This window comes from Bacillus sp. ISL-51, assembly GCF_018613535.1.
Taxonomy (GTDB): Bacteria; Bacillota; Bacilli; order Bacillales; family Bacillaceae; genus Bacillus.
The window spans coordinates 216,513-230,791 of record NZ_JAGGQB010000003.1 but is presented as its reverse complement, the minus strand read 5'-3'; the positions used below and the strand labels follow the sequence as shown (position 1 = coordinate 230,791).

General features: G+C 45.8%; 13 protein-coding genes. 11 read left to right on the top strand and 2 right to left on the bottom strand.

The annotated features are described in order from the left end of the window. Window positions 1-102: 102 nt before the first annotated feature. The 9 genes from J7E26_RS02765 (at window position 103) to J7E26_RS02725 (ending at window position 10,221) form a co-directional block, all read left to right on the top strand. Window positions 103-762: an exopolysaccharide biosynthesis polyprenyl glycosylphosphotransferase gene (locus J7E26_RS02765; protein WP_214802472.1), complete on the top strand. Its 660-nt coding sequence runs from the start codon at window positions 103-105 to the stop codon at window positions 760-762. Window positions 763-798: 36 nt separating this feature from the next. Beyond that, a complete protein-coding gene (gene tuaB / locus J7E26_RS02760; RefSeq protein WP_214802475.1) occupies window positions 799-2,247 on the top strand; it encodes a teichuronic acid biosynthesis protein TuaB in 1,449 nt (482 codons plus the stop codon). After that, window positions 2,244-3,443 (top strand): teichuronic acid biosynthesis protein TuaC, encoded by a 1,200-nt coding sequence (tuaC, locus tag J7E26_RS02755; RefSeq protein WP_214802478.1) that lies wholly within the window; start codon window positions 2,244-2,246, stop codon window positions 3,441-3,443. The genes tuaB and tuaC overlap by 4 nt, the downstream gene beginning before the upstream one ends. Window positions 3,444-3,447: 4 nt before the next feature. After that, window positions 3,448-4,785, top strand: coding sequence for a UDP-glucose 6-dehydrogenase TuaD (gene tuaD, locus J7E26_RS02750; RefSeq protein ID WP_214802481.1), 1,338 nt, complete (start codon window positions 3,448-3,450; stop codon window positions 4,783-4,785). A 63-nt stretch (window positions 4,786-4,848) separates the two neighbouring features. Beyond that, the gene (tuaE, locus tag J7E26_RS02745; protein ID WP_214802484.1) at window positions 4,849-6,336 is read left to right on the top strand and encodes a teichuronic acid biosynthesis protein TuaE; all 1,488 of its coding nucleotides are present in this window, start codon (window positions 4,849-4,851) and stop codon (window positions 6,334-6,336) included. Then, the gene (tuaF, locus tag J7E26_RS02740; protein ID WP_214802487.1) at window positions 6,333-7,013 is read left to right on the top strand and encodes a teichuronic acid biosynthesis protein TuaF; all 681 of its coding nucleotides are present in this window, start codon (window positions 6,333-6,335) and stop codon (window positions 7,011-7,013) included. The genes tuaE and tuaF overlap by 4 nt, the downstream gene beginning before the upstream one ends. Before the next feature lie 23 nt (window positions 7,014-7,036). Beyond that, window positions 7,037-7,795, top strand: coding sequence for a teichuronic acid biosynthesis protein TuaG (gene tuaG, locus J7E26_RS02735; protein WP_214802490.1), 759 nt, complete (start codon window positions 7,037-7,039; stop codon window positions 7,793-7,795). Window positions 7,796-7,815: 20 nt separating this feature from the next. Beyond that, complete coding sequence (tuaH, locus tag J7E26_RS02730) at window positions 7,816-9,012, top strand: teichuronic acid biosynthesis protein TuaH (protein ID WP_214802492.1); 1,197 nt, start codon at window positions 7,816-7,818, stop codon at window positions 9,010-9,012. 132 nt (window positions 9,013-9,144) lie between these two features. Then, the gene (locus tag J7E26_RS02725; RefSeq protein ID WP_214802495.1) at window positions 9,145-10,221 is read left to right on the top strand and encodes a glycosyltransferase family 4 protein; all 1,077 of its coding nucleotides are present in this window, start codon (window positions 9,145-9,147) and stop codon (window positions 10,219-10,221) included. A 93-nt stretch (window positions 10,222-10,314) separates the two neighbouring features. On the opposite strand, the gene J7E26_RS02720 is transcribed toward J7E26_RS02725, so the two are convergent. Both J7E26_RS02720 and J7E26_RS02715 read right to left on the bottom strand, forming a co-directional pair. Continuing rightward, window positions 10,315-11,478: an LCP family protein gene (locus J7E26_RS02720; protein WP_214802498.1), complete on the bottom strand. Its 1,164-nt coding sequence runs from the start codon at window positions 11,476-11,478 to the stop codon at window positions 10,315-10,317. Window positions 11,479-11,482: 4 nt separating this feature from the next. After that, window positions 11,483-12,130 carry a YigZ family protein gene (locus J7E26_RS02715; RefSeq protein WP_214802502.1) on the bottom strand — a complete coding sequence of 216 codons (648 nt, stop codon included), beginning with the start codon at window positions 12,128-12,130 and terminating at the stop codon, window positions 11,483-11,485. A 219-nt stretch (window positions 12,131-12,349) separates the two neighbouring features. On the opposite strand from J7E26_RS02715, the gene degS reads away from it, so the two are divergent. Further along, a complete protein-coding gene (degS, locus tag J7E26_RS02710; RefSeq protein ID WP_214802505.1) occupies window positions 12,350-13,513 on the top strand; it encodes a two-component sensor histidine kinase DegS in 1,164 nt (387 codons plus the stop codon). Between the two features lie 76 nt (window positions 13,514-13,589). After that, window positions 13,590-14,279, top strand: a complete 690-nt coding sequence (degU, locus tag J7E26_RS02705) for a two-component system response regulator DegU (protein WP_003219701.1) — start codon at window positions 13,590-13,592, stop codon at window positions 14,277-14,279.

The following is a 14,279-nucleotide window of genomic DNA, read 5'->3' as shown; positions in this document are numbered from 1 at the left end:
CTAACAAACATTAACATTGCTTTTACTTCCAATTAACATCCATCTGCTAAACTCACTGGCATAGGTCATCAAACATCCCAACAAATCGTGAGGTGTGTGTCAGTGGGAGCAGAGAAAAGCATGAATGTGAATGATGAGTATTTACTGCGGCAAGGCAATACCATTGCTGTAACGGAAAAAACAGCCCGTTATTTGGCTTTTAAGCGATTCGTGGACATTTTGTTTGCGCTGACGGGGCTTTTGGCTGCGCTGCCGATCATGGCGCTGTTCTCCATATTGATCTGTTTGGAGTCGCCCGGCCCGGCTTTTTATAAGCAGGAGCGCGTCGGAAAAAACGGGAGGGCGTTTCATTTGTATAAGCTCCGTTCTATGAAAATAGATGCTGAAAAATCGGGGGCGGTGTGGGCGCTGAAAAAAGATCCCCGTGTGACAAAGGTCGGCGCTTTTATCAGAAGGACGCGTATTGATGAACTGCCGCAGCTGTTGAATGTCTTACGGGGAGAAATGAGCCTGATCGGCCCGCGTCCAGAACGGCCTGTTTTTACAAAGCAGTTTCAGGCTGAGATTCCGGGATTTACAGAGCGTCTTGCCGTTAAGCCGGGATTAAGCGGCTGGGCTCAGGTCAACGGGGGATATGACATGACACCAAGGGAAAAGCTGATGTTTGACTTATATTATATCCGCAACCTGACCTTTTCATTGGAAGTGAAAATTATGATCAAAACATGCAAAGTGATCTGGACTGGTGACGGGGCAAGATAGAAAAATCATGTCAGCAGACAAAAAGTAGGGAAAACGATGCCTAGTATTACAAATCAAATTTTAAGCGGCGCTAAGTGGACAAGTATCTCGACCGCATGTATTACGGTCATACAGGTGATTCAGTTTGCCTTGCTTGGCCGGGTTATGTCATTGTCGGAATTCGGTCTTGTCGGCATGATCACAACGGTTGTGGTGTTTGCCCAAATTGCGCTTGATATGGGATTTGGCGCTGCGCTGATCCAAAAAGATCATGTGACAGAAAGACAGCTGTCTTCCTTATACTGGATGAATATCGCGACAGGTATTGTGCTGTTTGCATTGCTGTTTTTCAGCAGCCCGTTTATCGCCGATTTTTATCGGCGGGAGGAGCTGACGCACTTAATCCGTGTGCTGGCCATTATGTTTTTAATCGCTCCGATCGGGCAGCAATATCAGTATATGCTTCAAAAAGCGCTGGCATTTAATGCGCTGAGTAAAATTGAAATCTTTGCAAATATGCTGTCCTTTGTTTATTTGGCCGTCTCGGTTTTTTATATGGACCCGATTCTCGCATATGTGATTTCCCAGGTGCTGCTGCAATCCAGCAAAGGTCTTCTGTATTGGGCTTCATACAGGGAAACATGGAGCCCGTCGCTTGTTTTTGATCTGAGGGGAATGAAAGGCTTCTTTTCTTTCGGAGCCTTTCAGCTGTCATCCCGGCTTGTGAACCGGCTCGGGGCGAACATTGACATGATTTTGATCGGCGGATTCATGGGCGCTGAGGCGCTCGGCATTTATAATCTTGCTTATCAAATTGTCACGCTCCCGGTATTAAAGATTAATCCGATTATTACAAGAGTGGCGTTTCCCGTCTTTGCGAAAAATAAGCATGAAAACAGCGTCCTCAGAGAAGGATTCCTCAATATGACAAAAATGCTCGCGCTGGTGTCATTTCCGCTTTTGCTCGGCTTGGTCTCTGTGTCGGATGCGTTTGTTGCTTCGGTTTTCGGAGAAAAGTGGCTTGCGGCCGTTCCTGTTTTAAACGTTCTTGCCATTGTCGGCATTTTAAGAGTCTTGATGAATCCGAACGGATCTGTGCTGCTGGCAAAAGGGCGAGCGGATCTGGCGTTTTATTGGGACGCCGGCGTCATGCTGCTCTACGGTGCATCTCTTTACGCAGCCGTACTGTCCGGAAACCTTTTAACTGTAGCCTGGACGTACGCCTTTATCAGCATCTTGAATTTTCTGATCGGGCGCTGGCTTTTGGCATATGTCATTAAGCTGCAGCTGTCGGCTTATTTCAAAGCCGTGGCAAAACCGTTTCTGCTTACGGCGGCGATGGGCATCATTGCATTTGCAGCCAGCTTCGGGACGGAGCGCATCAGTTTGGATGTGAAGCTCCGTCTGGCGATTTCAGTGGCTTGCGGCGCGTTGTTTTATCTATTTCTTTTAGGAAAAGCGTATCCGCATATGAAAAGTAAATTAAGAAAAGGGCGTTTGTTATGAAGGTATTGTGGATGACAAGTGTATATCCGAGCACTGAAAAACCGGGAGAAGGCGTTTTTCATGAAACTCAGGCGCAGGAGCTGCGAAAGCTTGGCGCGGAGATGACCGTTATCTGCCCGAGGCCTAAACTGGCCGCGCCGTTTCGGATGCTGAAAAAGTCATATCGGAAAAAGGAAGCGAGACCCGCTCATGAATGGCGGGAAGGTATTTCTGTACACCGTCCGTTTTATCAGGCTGTTCCCGGTCAATTAAAGTGGGCGCAGCCTCATAAAAGAATAGCGGCATCGGTTCTTTCTGCCATAAAAAGGCAAGGCTTGAAGCCCGAGCTGATCCACGCCCACTTTGCCATGCCGTCAGGCGGAGCTGCCGCCATCGTATCTAAGGAGCTGGGGATTCCTTATGTTTTGACACTGCACGGCAGTGATGTCAATATCTATCCGCACTACAGCAAAAGCGCTCATCAGGCATTCACACTTGCAGTCCGAGGGGCCGCGGATATATATGCTGTCAGCGGCAGGCTTCGGGAAGAGATGAAAAAGCTCAGCGAAACGGATTGCTCCGTACTCCCGATAGGCATCGCGTTTGATGCCTTTCAAGAACGGAAGCAGACAAAGGAAGACATCAGAAAGCAGCTCGGCCTTCCGCCGGACAAAAAGCTGATCGTTTTCATCGGCAGGCTCGTAAAAGAAAAGGGCGTGTTCGACTTGTCAAAAGCCGTTCAATCATTGGATGACACGTATCAAGCCGTATTTGTCGGTGACGGAGCCGCCAAACCTTTCTTGCGGGAGCAGGCGGGGCACATCATCACAGGCCAAGTGCCGAATGACAAGATAAAGGACTACTTGCTGGCATCAGATATGCTGGCGCTGCCTTCCTACAGTGAAGGGATGCCGACGGTTGTCATCGAGGCGCTCGCGCTGAAGATTCCGGTGATTTGCACTGATGTAGGCGGTGTGGCTTCCTTATTCGGAAGACATCGGTATTTGCTGATCAAGCCCGGCTCACCTGAAGCCTTGGCAGAAGCCATTGTGCAATATGAACATGGGGGGGCTTGGACGCCGGAAACAGCCGATGAATTGTATCAAACCGTCCGCAATCATTTTAACGCAAGCAAAAACGCCAAGGCGCTGAAAGAGAGATACCGGGCCGTCATCAAACGGGCCGTGAAAGAGGATAATGTTTCGAGAGAGGGATGAAGCTGTGAAGAAAATCGCTGTATTAGGAACCGGGTATGTAGGTCTCGTATCAGGAACGTGTTTTGCGGAAATCGGTCATAACGTCACTTGCTGCGACATCAATGAAGCGAAAATCAGAAGCTTACAAAACGGAGTCATCCCAATATTTGAACCGGAGCTTGACGAATTAGCCGAAAAGAATGTCAGAAACGGGCGTCTCTCCTTCACGACCGGGATTGCGTCAGCGGTAAAGGACGCAGACATCATCTATATAGCCGTCGGAACACCGATGTCACAGACGGGTGAAGCGGATTTGACGTATATCAAGGCTGCGGCGCAAACGATCGGAGAACAGCTGAACGGATATAAAATTATTGTGAACAAAAGCACCGTTCCGGTCGGGACGGGAAGGCTCGTCTATGATATCATCCGAAAAGCTTCAAAGGGAAACTATCGGTTTGATGTCGCTTCCAATCCCGAATTTCTCCGGGAAGGCTCAGCGGTCCGTGACACGATGCAGATGGAACGGGCGGTAATCGGGGCGACAAGCGATAAAGCCGCCGCGGTCATTGAAGAGCTTCACGAGCCTTTTCACACGCAGATTGTAAAAACCAATCTGGAAAGCGCGGAAATGATTAAATATGCCGCAAACGCCTTTCTGGCCGCTAAAATCAGCTTCATCAACGATATCGCCAATATTTGCGAGCGGGTCGGAGCGGACGTTTCTAAAGTGTCTGAGGGTGTCGGGCTGGACAGCCGCATCGGCAATAAATTTCTTCAGGCGGGAATCGGCTTCGGCGGCTCCTGTTTTCCGAAGGATACGACAGCTTTATTGCATATGGCAAACGCCGCTGACTATCCGTTTAAGATGATGGAAGCCGTGATTGAAACGAATGAAAAGCAGCGGGAACGTATCACGGAAAAATTGATCAATGCCGCAGGAAATATAAAGGGAAAAACCATCGCCGTATTAGGCCTTGCTTTTAAGCCGAATACAAATGACGTGCGATCTGCCCCGGCTCTCGATATTATTGCGAGGCTTGAAAAGGAGGGCGCTCACATTAAAGCTTATGATCCGATCGCGATTCCGGAAGCGTCGGCTGTTTTAGGGGACGGCATTGAATATCACACAGAGCTGTACAATGCCGTAGCCAATGCGGACGCATGTTTAATCACAACCGATTGGCCGGAAGTGAAGGAGATGGATCTTCAGAAAGTCAAGAAGCTGCTCAAACAGCCGCTCATCATTGACGGAAGAAATATCTTCCCGCTGGAATATATGAGGGCTTCCGGGTTCACCTATCATTCAATCGGCCGTCCGGCGGTTCATGCTGATCGGCAAATGAAAGAGCTGGCACAATAGAAAAGGGTTCAGGCTCCCGGCATGCCGCGGCTCGGCTGCCGGTTTTGGAAAGGGGTTTGTCATGTGAGTATCAAATGTTCAGCGGCCCATATCATTGTGATGCTTGCCGCTGTCACCGCAGGAATCTTCATCATGCTGGAGGCGGTCCGAACGGATGTCAGCTTTGGAAAAATCACCGTCCTGCTGATTGTGTTTATGATCGGTACAGCCGGCCTTGCTTTTTTATCCGCCTTCACAACGAACGGCCGGATGTTTATGGGGCTGATCTATTTACTGATCGCCTGTACATTTTTAAATCAAGCTTTCTTCGCCATCCATCTCGGATTTTTCAGCTTGTTTTTGTACCGGCTCCTATTAATTGCCGCTGGAGTCCTGCACATTGCCGGCATCCTGAAAAACCGCACTCATATCGACAGATGGAATCGGGTGAATGTAAAAGGCATCCTGCTGTTTTTCGCTTTATGGTTTACATACGGGCTCGTTTCGCTGCTGTGGGCAAAGTCTGTGACATACGGCATTAAATATTTAGCTTTAATGGCGATGGGGATTTTTATGATTTATCTCATCGTGATGTTTATTCAGAAGATGGATCAGCTGGTCATTTTTTATACAATTTGGCTTGTGATGACCGTTTTTATCATGGGGCTCGGCTTTTACAACCACTTTACGCTGCACCATTTGCCGACTTCCACGCTCTATAACGGGCCGCAGTACAAACAGCATTATCCGACGTCCGTTTTTTTTAATCAAAATGATTTCGCGACGTTTCTGTCAATCAGTTTCTTTTTGTATGCGGCGGCAGTCAAAAACGTTAAAAACGGTTATGTGAAGGCGGTCTGTCTCCTTCTTTCGATCAGCGCCTTGTACTTAATCATTTTGACCGGTTCGCGTGCGAGCCTGCTCGGCGTTTGTGTGGGGGCGGCTGTTTATATCTTCATTCTGCTGCCTTCCTTGTTAAAAAAACTCGCCGTCTTTTTTGCGGCCGCAGGCGCTGCCGCGTTTGCCGCTTTATTTGCCGGCCGTATCATTAATGCAGTTTGGAATTTGTTTTTTGCCCCGCAAATTGTGTCAGCGCATCAGCCGCTTCCTTCCAACCTGGCGCGGGCAAATCTGTTGAAAAACGCCTTTCACTATGTGATTGATTCTTACGGCTTCGGAGTGGGGGCGGGAAATGTGTCTTACTATTTAGCATCGGAACCTGTGTATGATACAGGCGGTGTAGCCGAGGTGCACAACTGGCTCGTCGAGATTATGGCCAACTTCGGTTTGCTCATTATGCTTGGCTATCTCACGGTCTATTTGTACCTTTTTTTGACACTTTACAAATTTCATGAAAGAAAATTGGAAAATCAGTCAAAACTGATCGCAGAAGGACTTATCACGGCACTGATCGGTTTTTTAGTAAGCAGCATCAGCCCAAGCTCCGTATCAAATTTATTTTTTCACTGGGTATTTCTCTCACTCGTGATTGCGGCTGTTAACATTCTGAGGCGTTCACAAAAGAAGCCTGCCGTTACGGCGAACTATGAAAAACAGGGAGATGCGAGATGAAGGATATGTTGACAAGAATAGCCCGGCGTATCAAAAAGAATATCATTTGGCTCATTGCGCTGCCCGTCATTTTAGGGGCGGCGGGTTATATAGTGCCGTCGAAAATCACCGGCAGCAGCAGTTTTACATCAGAAGCAGCGATCGCGGCCGGAAACTATGACCATCCGCTTTATAACAATACAAAGGAAATCCCCCTTCTCATCACAAGCGATGCCTTTTTAAAGCAGGCCTTGCCTGATAAAACGGACGAAGACAGAGCGGCCGTCAAAAGTAAACTTACCGTCAATACAGAATCGGATGCACTGGTCACTGTCAGCTACACCGATCAAAATAAGCAGGAGACCGAATCGGTGTTTCGGGCAATCATAGCGGCTTTTCTGAAAAATGATCAAGCGCTGTTTGAGAAAAGAGCCAAGGTGGTTCGGCAGAGCATCGGTGCGCTGGAAGGAGAAACGGTCAGTGCGGATGCCAAAGTAGATAAGGAAAGGTTTTTATACGAACTGAAAAACACACAGCTCAATTTAAAAGCAGCCAGTGTCATGAATTCAGAACCGACGAATGAATTAGCCGGACACGGAATGCCGCCGAAAAAGAAAGCGGTTCTGGGCGTTTTGATCGGTATTGCAATTGCGTTTATGTTCATTGTCATTCCCGAGTTTTTTAGAGAGTCCTTTTAAAAATCTGCGATGGAGATGTGACCATGACAAACTGGAAACCTTTCGTATCTGTCATTACACCGTCTTATAACGCAAGTGAATATATCGAAGACACGATTCAATCGGTTTTGGATCAAAGTCATCCGCATTGGGAAATGATTATTGCGGATGACTGCTCAACCGACGGAACGAGAGACATTTTACGGCAATACGAAAAAAAGGATAAGCGGATCCGCGTAGTCTATTTAGACAAAAACCGAGGAGCCGCCGCTGCCAGAAATAAAGCCCTCGAACATGCACAGGGTCGTTATGTTGCATTTTTGGACAGTGATGACAGATGGAAAAAGGAAAAGCTTCAAAAGCAGCTTGCATTTATGTCTGAGCGCGCCTGCGCGTTTTCCTTCACCGGCTACAGCCTGATGGAGCAGGACGGATCGCCGACTGACAAAACGATTCACGCGCCCGAAAGCCTGTCATATGAAGAAGCCTTAAAAAATACAATTATCGGATGTTTGACGGTCATGATTGACAGAGAGCAGACAGGGCAGATTCAGATGCCGGACATAAGAACGCGCCAAGACTTGGCGACATGGCTTGCTCTCTTAAAAAGAGGATTTACCGCTTACGGCTTAAATGAATGCTTGTCTGAATACAGATTGGTTCAAAACTCAATCTCAAGCAACAAGTGGAAAGCCGCCAAAAAAACATGGTTTGTCTATAGAGAAATTGAACGCCTGCATTTTATCAAGGCTTCGTGGTGCTTTGTGCAATATGCGAAAAACGCAGTCATGAAAAGGCTGTAGGCGTTCCGGAGAGATAGGTGATGAAGGTGGAACCAATGATTCATGTCATCGTTGGCGCGGCGGAATGGGGCCATGACCAGCTGAGGTACAGACGGCACAGGCTGGCTGAATTTCTCGCCCGGCAAAAAGAAACGAAGAGCGTCATCTGGGTGTGTCCGTCGCCAAAAGAGCAAAAGGGCTCATTTACAGACATTTCACAGGGGATCCGGCAATTTGCGGTGAAGGACCTGCTGCAAAAAAAGATGTTTCGATTCGGCAGGTACACAGACATTTGTTACAAGCACAAACTCTCCCCGTTATTAGAGATGCTGAAAAAGGAAGGGGACGGAGTGCGCTGCTGTTTATGGTATACCTTTCCCGGCTTTCCGCTTTTGTCCGCACTGTATCCGTGGGATGAAGTCATTTATGATTGCAGTGACCTATGGGCGGCGCCGATTAACGGCCGCGCCGGCATTCTGGCAAATGTAAGGAGAAACATCATTAAACATGCGGAAATGAGAATCATTCAGCGTGCCGATTCGATTACCTGCACATCAGACTGCCTCCATCGGGAAGTCGGCAAAAAGCTGGCGGATCAGCGTCAAAATGTATTTACTATTGAAAACGGAGTTGAATATGACCTGTTTACAGGGGATAACAGGGAACTTGAACGAGACATTTTACATGGAAGAAACGGAGCGGTTCTCGGCTTCATCGGTGGCATCAAACCGAAGCTTGATTTCTCACTGCTGGCACAGACGGCAGACATGCGTCCTGATTGGACGATTTTGTTAGTGGGGCCGAATACAGCAGAGGACGACCCGGATTTCATTTCACTTCTGAAACGCCCGAATGTCATTTGGACGGGACCGGCCGCGCCGGATGAGGTTCCGTCCTATATGCAGCTCATTGACGTCGGGATTATGCCTTATAAAAAATCACCGTATAATGATGCAGTCTTTCCGCTTAAGCTTTTCGAATTTTTAGCGGCCGGGAAAGCGGTTGTCGGCTGCAACCTTTCTTCAACGGCAAAAATAAAAAAACAGTATGTTTATGAATACATCGAAGGCAGCGATCCATCAGACTTTATCTCGGCTTGTGACAAGCTGTTAGAAGCAGAACGGCACGGATCTTATCAGGCATTGCGCCGTGAAATGGCCCGCCGCCGGGACTGGAATGTTTTATTCCATCATATGATGGAATGCACGGGCATTTTTAAAAAAGCGCACTCCCATTAAAAGGGAAGGCGCATTTTTTATTATACGTGTTTCTTTTTGATGAAGCTTGTTATAATAACTAGTAAGAATTATAATGGAAGGAACGGTTCAATATCAGAAAAGACTTCATATAATTCCAAAGGAGACTTCTTTATGCTTGACGAACGCATGTTTCGCATAGTTGTTGCGTTTTTTGTCTCTCTGCTAACGGTTTTAATCCTAACTCCTATCGTAAAAAAAATTGCGATCAAAATAGGTGCAGTTGACCAGCCCAGCAACCGAAAAGTACATGATAAAATAATGCCCCGTATGGGCGGATTGGCCATTTTTATCGGCGTGGCGGCAGGTGTTCTTGCAGCCGGCATATATAATGAAAATAAGTTGACTGCCATTACGGTAGGCGCGTTTATTATTGTCATTTTAGGAATTCTTGATGATAAATACCAATTAAGCGCAAAAGTGAAATTCTTCGTCCAATTAGCCGTTGCCATTATGATTGTGAGCACAGGGCTGAAGATGGACTTTTTCTCAGTTCCGTTTTTAACGGAACGTTTAGAATTAGGATGGATCGCTTACCCGTTAACTGTGTTGTGGATCGTAGGAATAACAAACGCGATGAACCTGATTGACGGATTAGACGGACTCGCGGCGGGCCTGTCGATTATCGGACTGTCAACGATCGCCGTGATGGCGCTTTCCGGAGGGAAAATCCTCATCCTGTCACTTTCTCTCGTTGTCATTGGAAGTACACTCGGATTTCTATTTTATAATTTTCATCCGGCGAAAATATTTATGGGGGATACAGGCTCACTCTTTTTGGGGTATGTCATTTCAGTTCTCTCATTATTAGGCCTTTATAAAAGTGTTACGTTATTCAGTATCATCATTCCGATCATCATTCTGGGCGTGCCGATTTTTGATACGACATTCGCTGTGATCAGGCGGATATTAAATAAACAGCCCATCTCCGCACCAGATAAGTCACACATACATCATCGGCTGATGGCCTTCGGGCTGTCTCACCGCACGGCGGTCATTATCATCTATTTAATAGGCTTCATTTTCAGCATCAGTGCAATCCTGCTGAAAAGCGCGACGATTTGGCTTTCGCTGTTTATCATTTTTGTATTGATTGTATTTATGCAAATCATAGCAGAGGTAACAGGGTTAGTAAATGAACAATTTAAACCATTTACCAAGTTTTACAAAAGATTGGTAAAAAAGAATTGAAAAAGCAGATCATAATGGTCTGCTTTTTTTGAATCTCATTATCTCTTATTATATAAAAAAAAACGCCCGATCCAAAGGATCGGGCTTCATATTTCAGTAGGAAGAACCTGAAGTGCTGTTTGAATTTGGATCGCCAGTACCGTTAGTTGTCTGTGAACTGCCGGTTCCGTCTGTGCTGGTGGTGCCTGTGCCCGTACTGTCTGAAGTAGAGTCAGTCGTATTGTCTGTGCTCGTGCTTCCTGTCGGGTAATCTAAATGTTTCTGCAATGTCTCACGTACTTTAGCGAGGTTGGCTGCATCCGGTTCAAAATAGTAAGTTCCGCCCGTTGATGCGGTTCCGCCTCCGCCTAGATATAAATCTGATCCTGTAATGCTCAGTGTATCAATCTTTTTGCTGGTAAAGCCGCTGTAAATCTGCTGCAGAGCCAGACCTTCAGTGATACGAATATTCGTCTGCACATTGTTGCTTGCTTTTTCAGCGATTTTATCGATCTTGGCAATATTGCTTGCTTTAGACATTTGATCGATCATTGCATTTAAGATTTGCTTCTGCCGGTCATTACGGCCGAAGTCCCCTCGTTTATCCTGCTTTCTCATACGCGCGTAAGCAAGGGCCTGCTCGCCGTTCAAATGCATGTTGCCTTTCTTAAAATAGATCCGTTTCTTTTTGCTGACGTCACTCATCTCATCAAAATCAAACGGAACTTTTACATCAATTCCGCCAACCTCGTCTATGACATCCTTAAATCCGTTAAAATCGACCGTGACATACTTGTCAATCGGGATGCCTAAAAAGTCTTCAACAGTTGATACGGTCTCATCCGCACCGCCTTTAGAAAAAGCGGCGTTGATTTTGGTCTTCTTGCCAGTTGTATCCCCGGCAAGCGTCACTCGCGTATCCCGCGGAATACTCAGCATTTTCATTGTTTTATTTCTCGGATCAAGGGTAACGACAATAAGGGAATCTGACCGGCCGCCTTTACCGCTTGTCGCATAATTTTCAATCCCCATAAACAAAATGGAGAACGGTTTTTTCTTCATGTCGATGACTTCGTCTCGGAGCTTTGACTTATCTCCGCGGGAGAGGGCATCGTAGGAATTATCGGCCGCATTGATTGTTTTGTATACTTTATATCCGCCAAATCCGGCCGCGACTAACAAAACCAGGGTGAGCAGCAGCAGAATTCTTTTGAATATGATCTTTCGTTTGCTTTTCTTCTTTTTCTTTCGAACACGTACTCTTACACGTTCAGTCATTACATTAGTCTCCTTTAGGATTGACGTCTGTTTCTAAATACGTCAGGTCTCCCTCTTTATTATCACTCTTGCCGTTCGTTAACTCTGTTATCCACTCGATAAATGCTTCTTTGTCTTTTTCTTCAACGTACGTTTCGAATTCGACATTTTCCGCATAATGGATTTCCTTCAGTAAAAAAACTGATTCTCTCAGTTCATTCTCTATCTTTCCGAGCCATGTATAATCAGCTGATGTATGCATTACCCGCATCAGCTTCCGCTCCACGACTCCTATATGATTTAATCCTTCAGACACTGACTTTCCGTAAGCGCGAATCAATCCGCCAGCACCAAGCTTAATTCCGCCGAAATACCGGGTAACCACTGCACAGGTATCTTTCAGCCCCCGTTTTTTCAGCACTTCCAGCATGGGAACGCCCGCTGTGCCGCTTGGTTCACCGTCGTCATTCGCCTTTTGTATATGATCTGTTTCTCCGATCAGATAAGCTGAGCAGTTATGAGTCGCATTCCAGTGCTGTTTTTTTATCTTTTGAATAAACTCCTGCGCTTCCGTTTCAGAAGCAACACGGCTTAAATGGCAGATAAACCGTGATTTTTCAATCACAATCTCATGTTCACCCGCTTCTTTAACAGTTAAATAGCTGTGCAGCATGATTGCTGACCCTCCTGACAAGCATAAAAGACTTGTTTCTACAAATTCGAACAGACTTTAGAATTTTTGCGCATATTTTGGTATCATGAAAGAGTAAGAACTATATAAAAATGTTTTTTTCTAGAATATACGCATTCTTTCATTATAATTCGACATAAATTGCAGTTCAATTACATTTATAATAAAAATACATAACAACACCGTTACGGAGGGAGATTGATGAACAAATCGAAGATGGACTCCAAGGTTTTGGACTCTATACTCATGAAAATGCTGAAAACCGTGGACGGGAGCAAGGACGAGGTTTTTCAAATCGGAGAACAGTCGCGCCAGCAATACGAGCAATTGGTCGAGGAATTGAAACAGATCAAACAGCAAGTATACGAAGTCATTGAGCTTGGCGATAAACTTGAAGTTCATACTCGGCATGCGAGAAACCGCTTGTCAGAGGTCAGCAGAAATTTCCACAAATTCAGCGAAGAAGAAATTCGCAATGCCTATGAAAAGGCGCATAAGCTGCAAGTGGAATTGACGATGATTCAGCAGCGTGAAAAACAGCTGCGGGAGCGGAGGGATGATTTAGAACGCCGGCTTTTGGGCCTTCAGGAAATCATTGAACGGTCAGAATCATTGGTCAGCCAAATAACCGTTGTTCTCAATTACTTAAATCAAGATCTCCGTCAAGTAGGCCTGCTTCTTGCCGATGCGCAGGCTAAACAAGATTTCGGTTTGAGAATTATAGAAGCCCAAGAGGAAGAAAGAAAAAGAGTATCGAGAGAAATTCATGACGGACCTGCGCAAATGCTGGCAAATGTCATGATGAGATCTGAATTAATTGAACGGATTTTCCGCGACCGCGGCACGGAGGACGGGTTTCAGGAAATCAGAAATCTCCGTCAAAATGTGCGGAATGCCCTTTACGAAGTCAGAAGGATTATATATGATTTAAGACCGATGGCTCTCGATGACCTGGGGCTGATTCCGACACTGAGAAAATATCTTTATACAACAGAAGAATACAACGGAAAGGTGAAAATACATTTTCAGTGTATTGGAGATACGGAAAGCAGGCGGCTTGCCCCTCAGTTTGAAGTGGCTCTTTTCAGACTCGCCCAGGAAGCTGTCACAAATGCGTTAAAGCATTCGGAATCGGAAGAGATTACAGTTAAAGTAGAAGTGACCGCAGATTTTGTTATCCTCATCATAAAAGATAACGGAAAAGGCTTTGATATTAAGGAAGCAAAACAGAAAAAGAACAAGTCTTTCGGTTTGCTTGGAATGAAAGAAAGAGTAGATTTGCTTGAAGGGACAATAACGATAGACTCTGAAATAGGTCTTGGGACATTTATCATGATTAAGGTTCCTTTGTCGCTTGGCCTATAAACTGTTAAATAGAGCCAAAAGACATATTGACCGAACAGCGGCGTATATAGAACAATAGGATAAGGAGGCGTAGCGTGTGACTAAAGTAAACATTGTTATTATCGACGACCATCAATTATTTCGTGAGGGTGTAAAGCGAATACTGGATTTTGAACCTACCTTTGAAGTGGTAGCAGAAGGTGACGATGGAGATGAAGCGGCTCGTATTGTTGAGCACTATCATCCCGATGTAGTCATAATGGATATTAATATGCCGAATGTAAATGGAGTAGAGGCTACTAAACAGCTGGTTGAGCTGTATCCTGAGTCTAAGGTGATCATCCTCTCCATTCATGATGATGAAAATTATGTAACACATGCTTTAAAAACAGGTGCAAGAGGTTATCTGCTGAAAGAAATGGATGCGGATACGTTAATTGAAGCAGTCAAAGTGGTAGCCGAGGGCGGTTCTTACCTTCACCCGAAAGTAACCCACAATCTTGTCAATGAATTCCGCCGTCTTGCTACAAGCGGAGTTTCTGCTCATCCTCAGCATGAGGTTTATCCGGAAATTCGGAGACCATTACATATATTAACAAGACGGGAATGTGAAGTGCTGCAAATGCTTGCAGACGGAAAAAGCAACCGCGGAATCGGTGAGTCACTGTTTATCAGTGAAAAAACAGTGAAAAACCACGTAAGTAATATTCTGCAAAAAATGAATGTAAATGACCGGACACAAGCCGTTGTCGTAGCCATTAAAAACGGCTGGGTAGAAATGCGTTAG

Excerpts from the sequence above, each read along its gene's own strand:
- tuaB (WP_214802475.1), top strand. The coding sequence starts at position 799 with ATGCCTAGTATTACAAATCAAATTTTAAGCGGCGCTAAGTGGACAAGT.
- tuaC (WP_214802478.1), top strand. The coding sequence starts at position 2,244 with ATGAAGGTATTGTGGATGACAAGTGTATATCCGAGCACTGAAAAACCG.
- tuaF (WP_214802487.1), top strand. The coding sequence starts at position 6,333 with ATGAAGGATATGTTGACAAGAATAGCCCGGCGTATCAAAAAGAATATC.
- tuaG (WP_214802490.1), top strand. The coding sequence starts at position 7,037 with ATGACAAACTGGAAACCTTTCGTATCTGTCATTACACCGTCTTATAAC.
- tuaH (WP_214802492.1), top strand. The coding sequence starts at position 7,816 with ATGAAGGTGGAACCAATGATTCATGTCATCGTTGGCGCGGCGGAATGG.
- J7E26_RS02725 (WP_214802495.1), top strand. The coding sequence starts at position 9,145 with ATGCTTGACGAACGCATGTTTCGCATAGTTGTTGCGTTTTTTGTCTCT.
- J7E26_RS02720 (WP_214802498.1), bottom strand. The coding sequence starts at position 11,478 with ATGACTGAACGTGTAAGAGTACGTGTTCGAAAGAAAAAGAAGAAAAGC.
- J7E26_RS02715 (WP_214802502.1), bottom strand. The coding sequence starts at position 12,130 with ATGCTGCACAGCTATTTAACTGTTAAAGAAGCGGGTGAACATGAGATT.
- degS (WP_214802505.1), top strand. The coding sequence starts at position 12,350 with ATGAACAAATCGAAGATGGACTCCAAGGTTTTGGACTCTATACTCATG.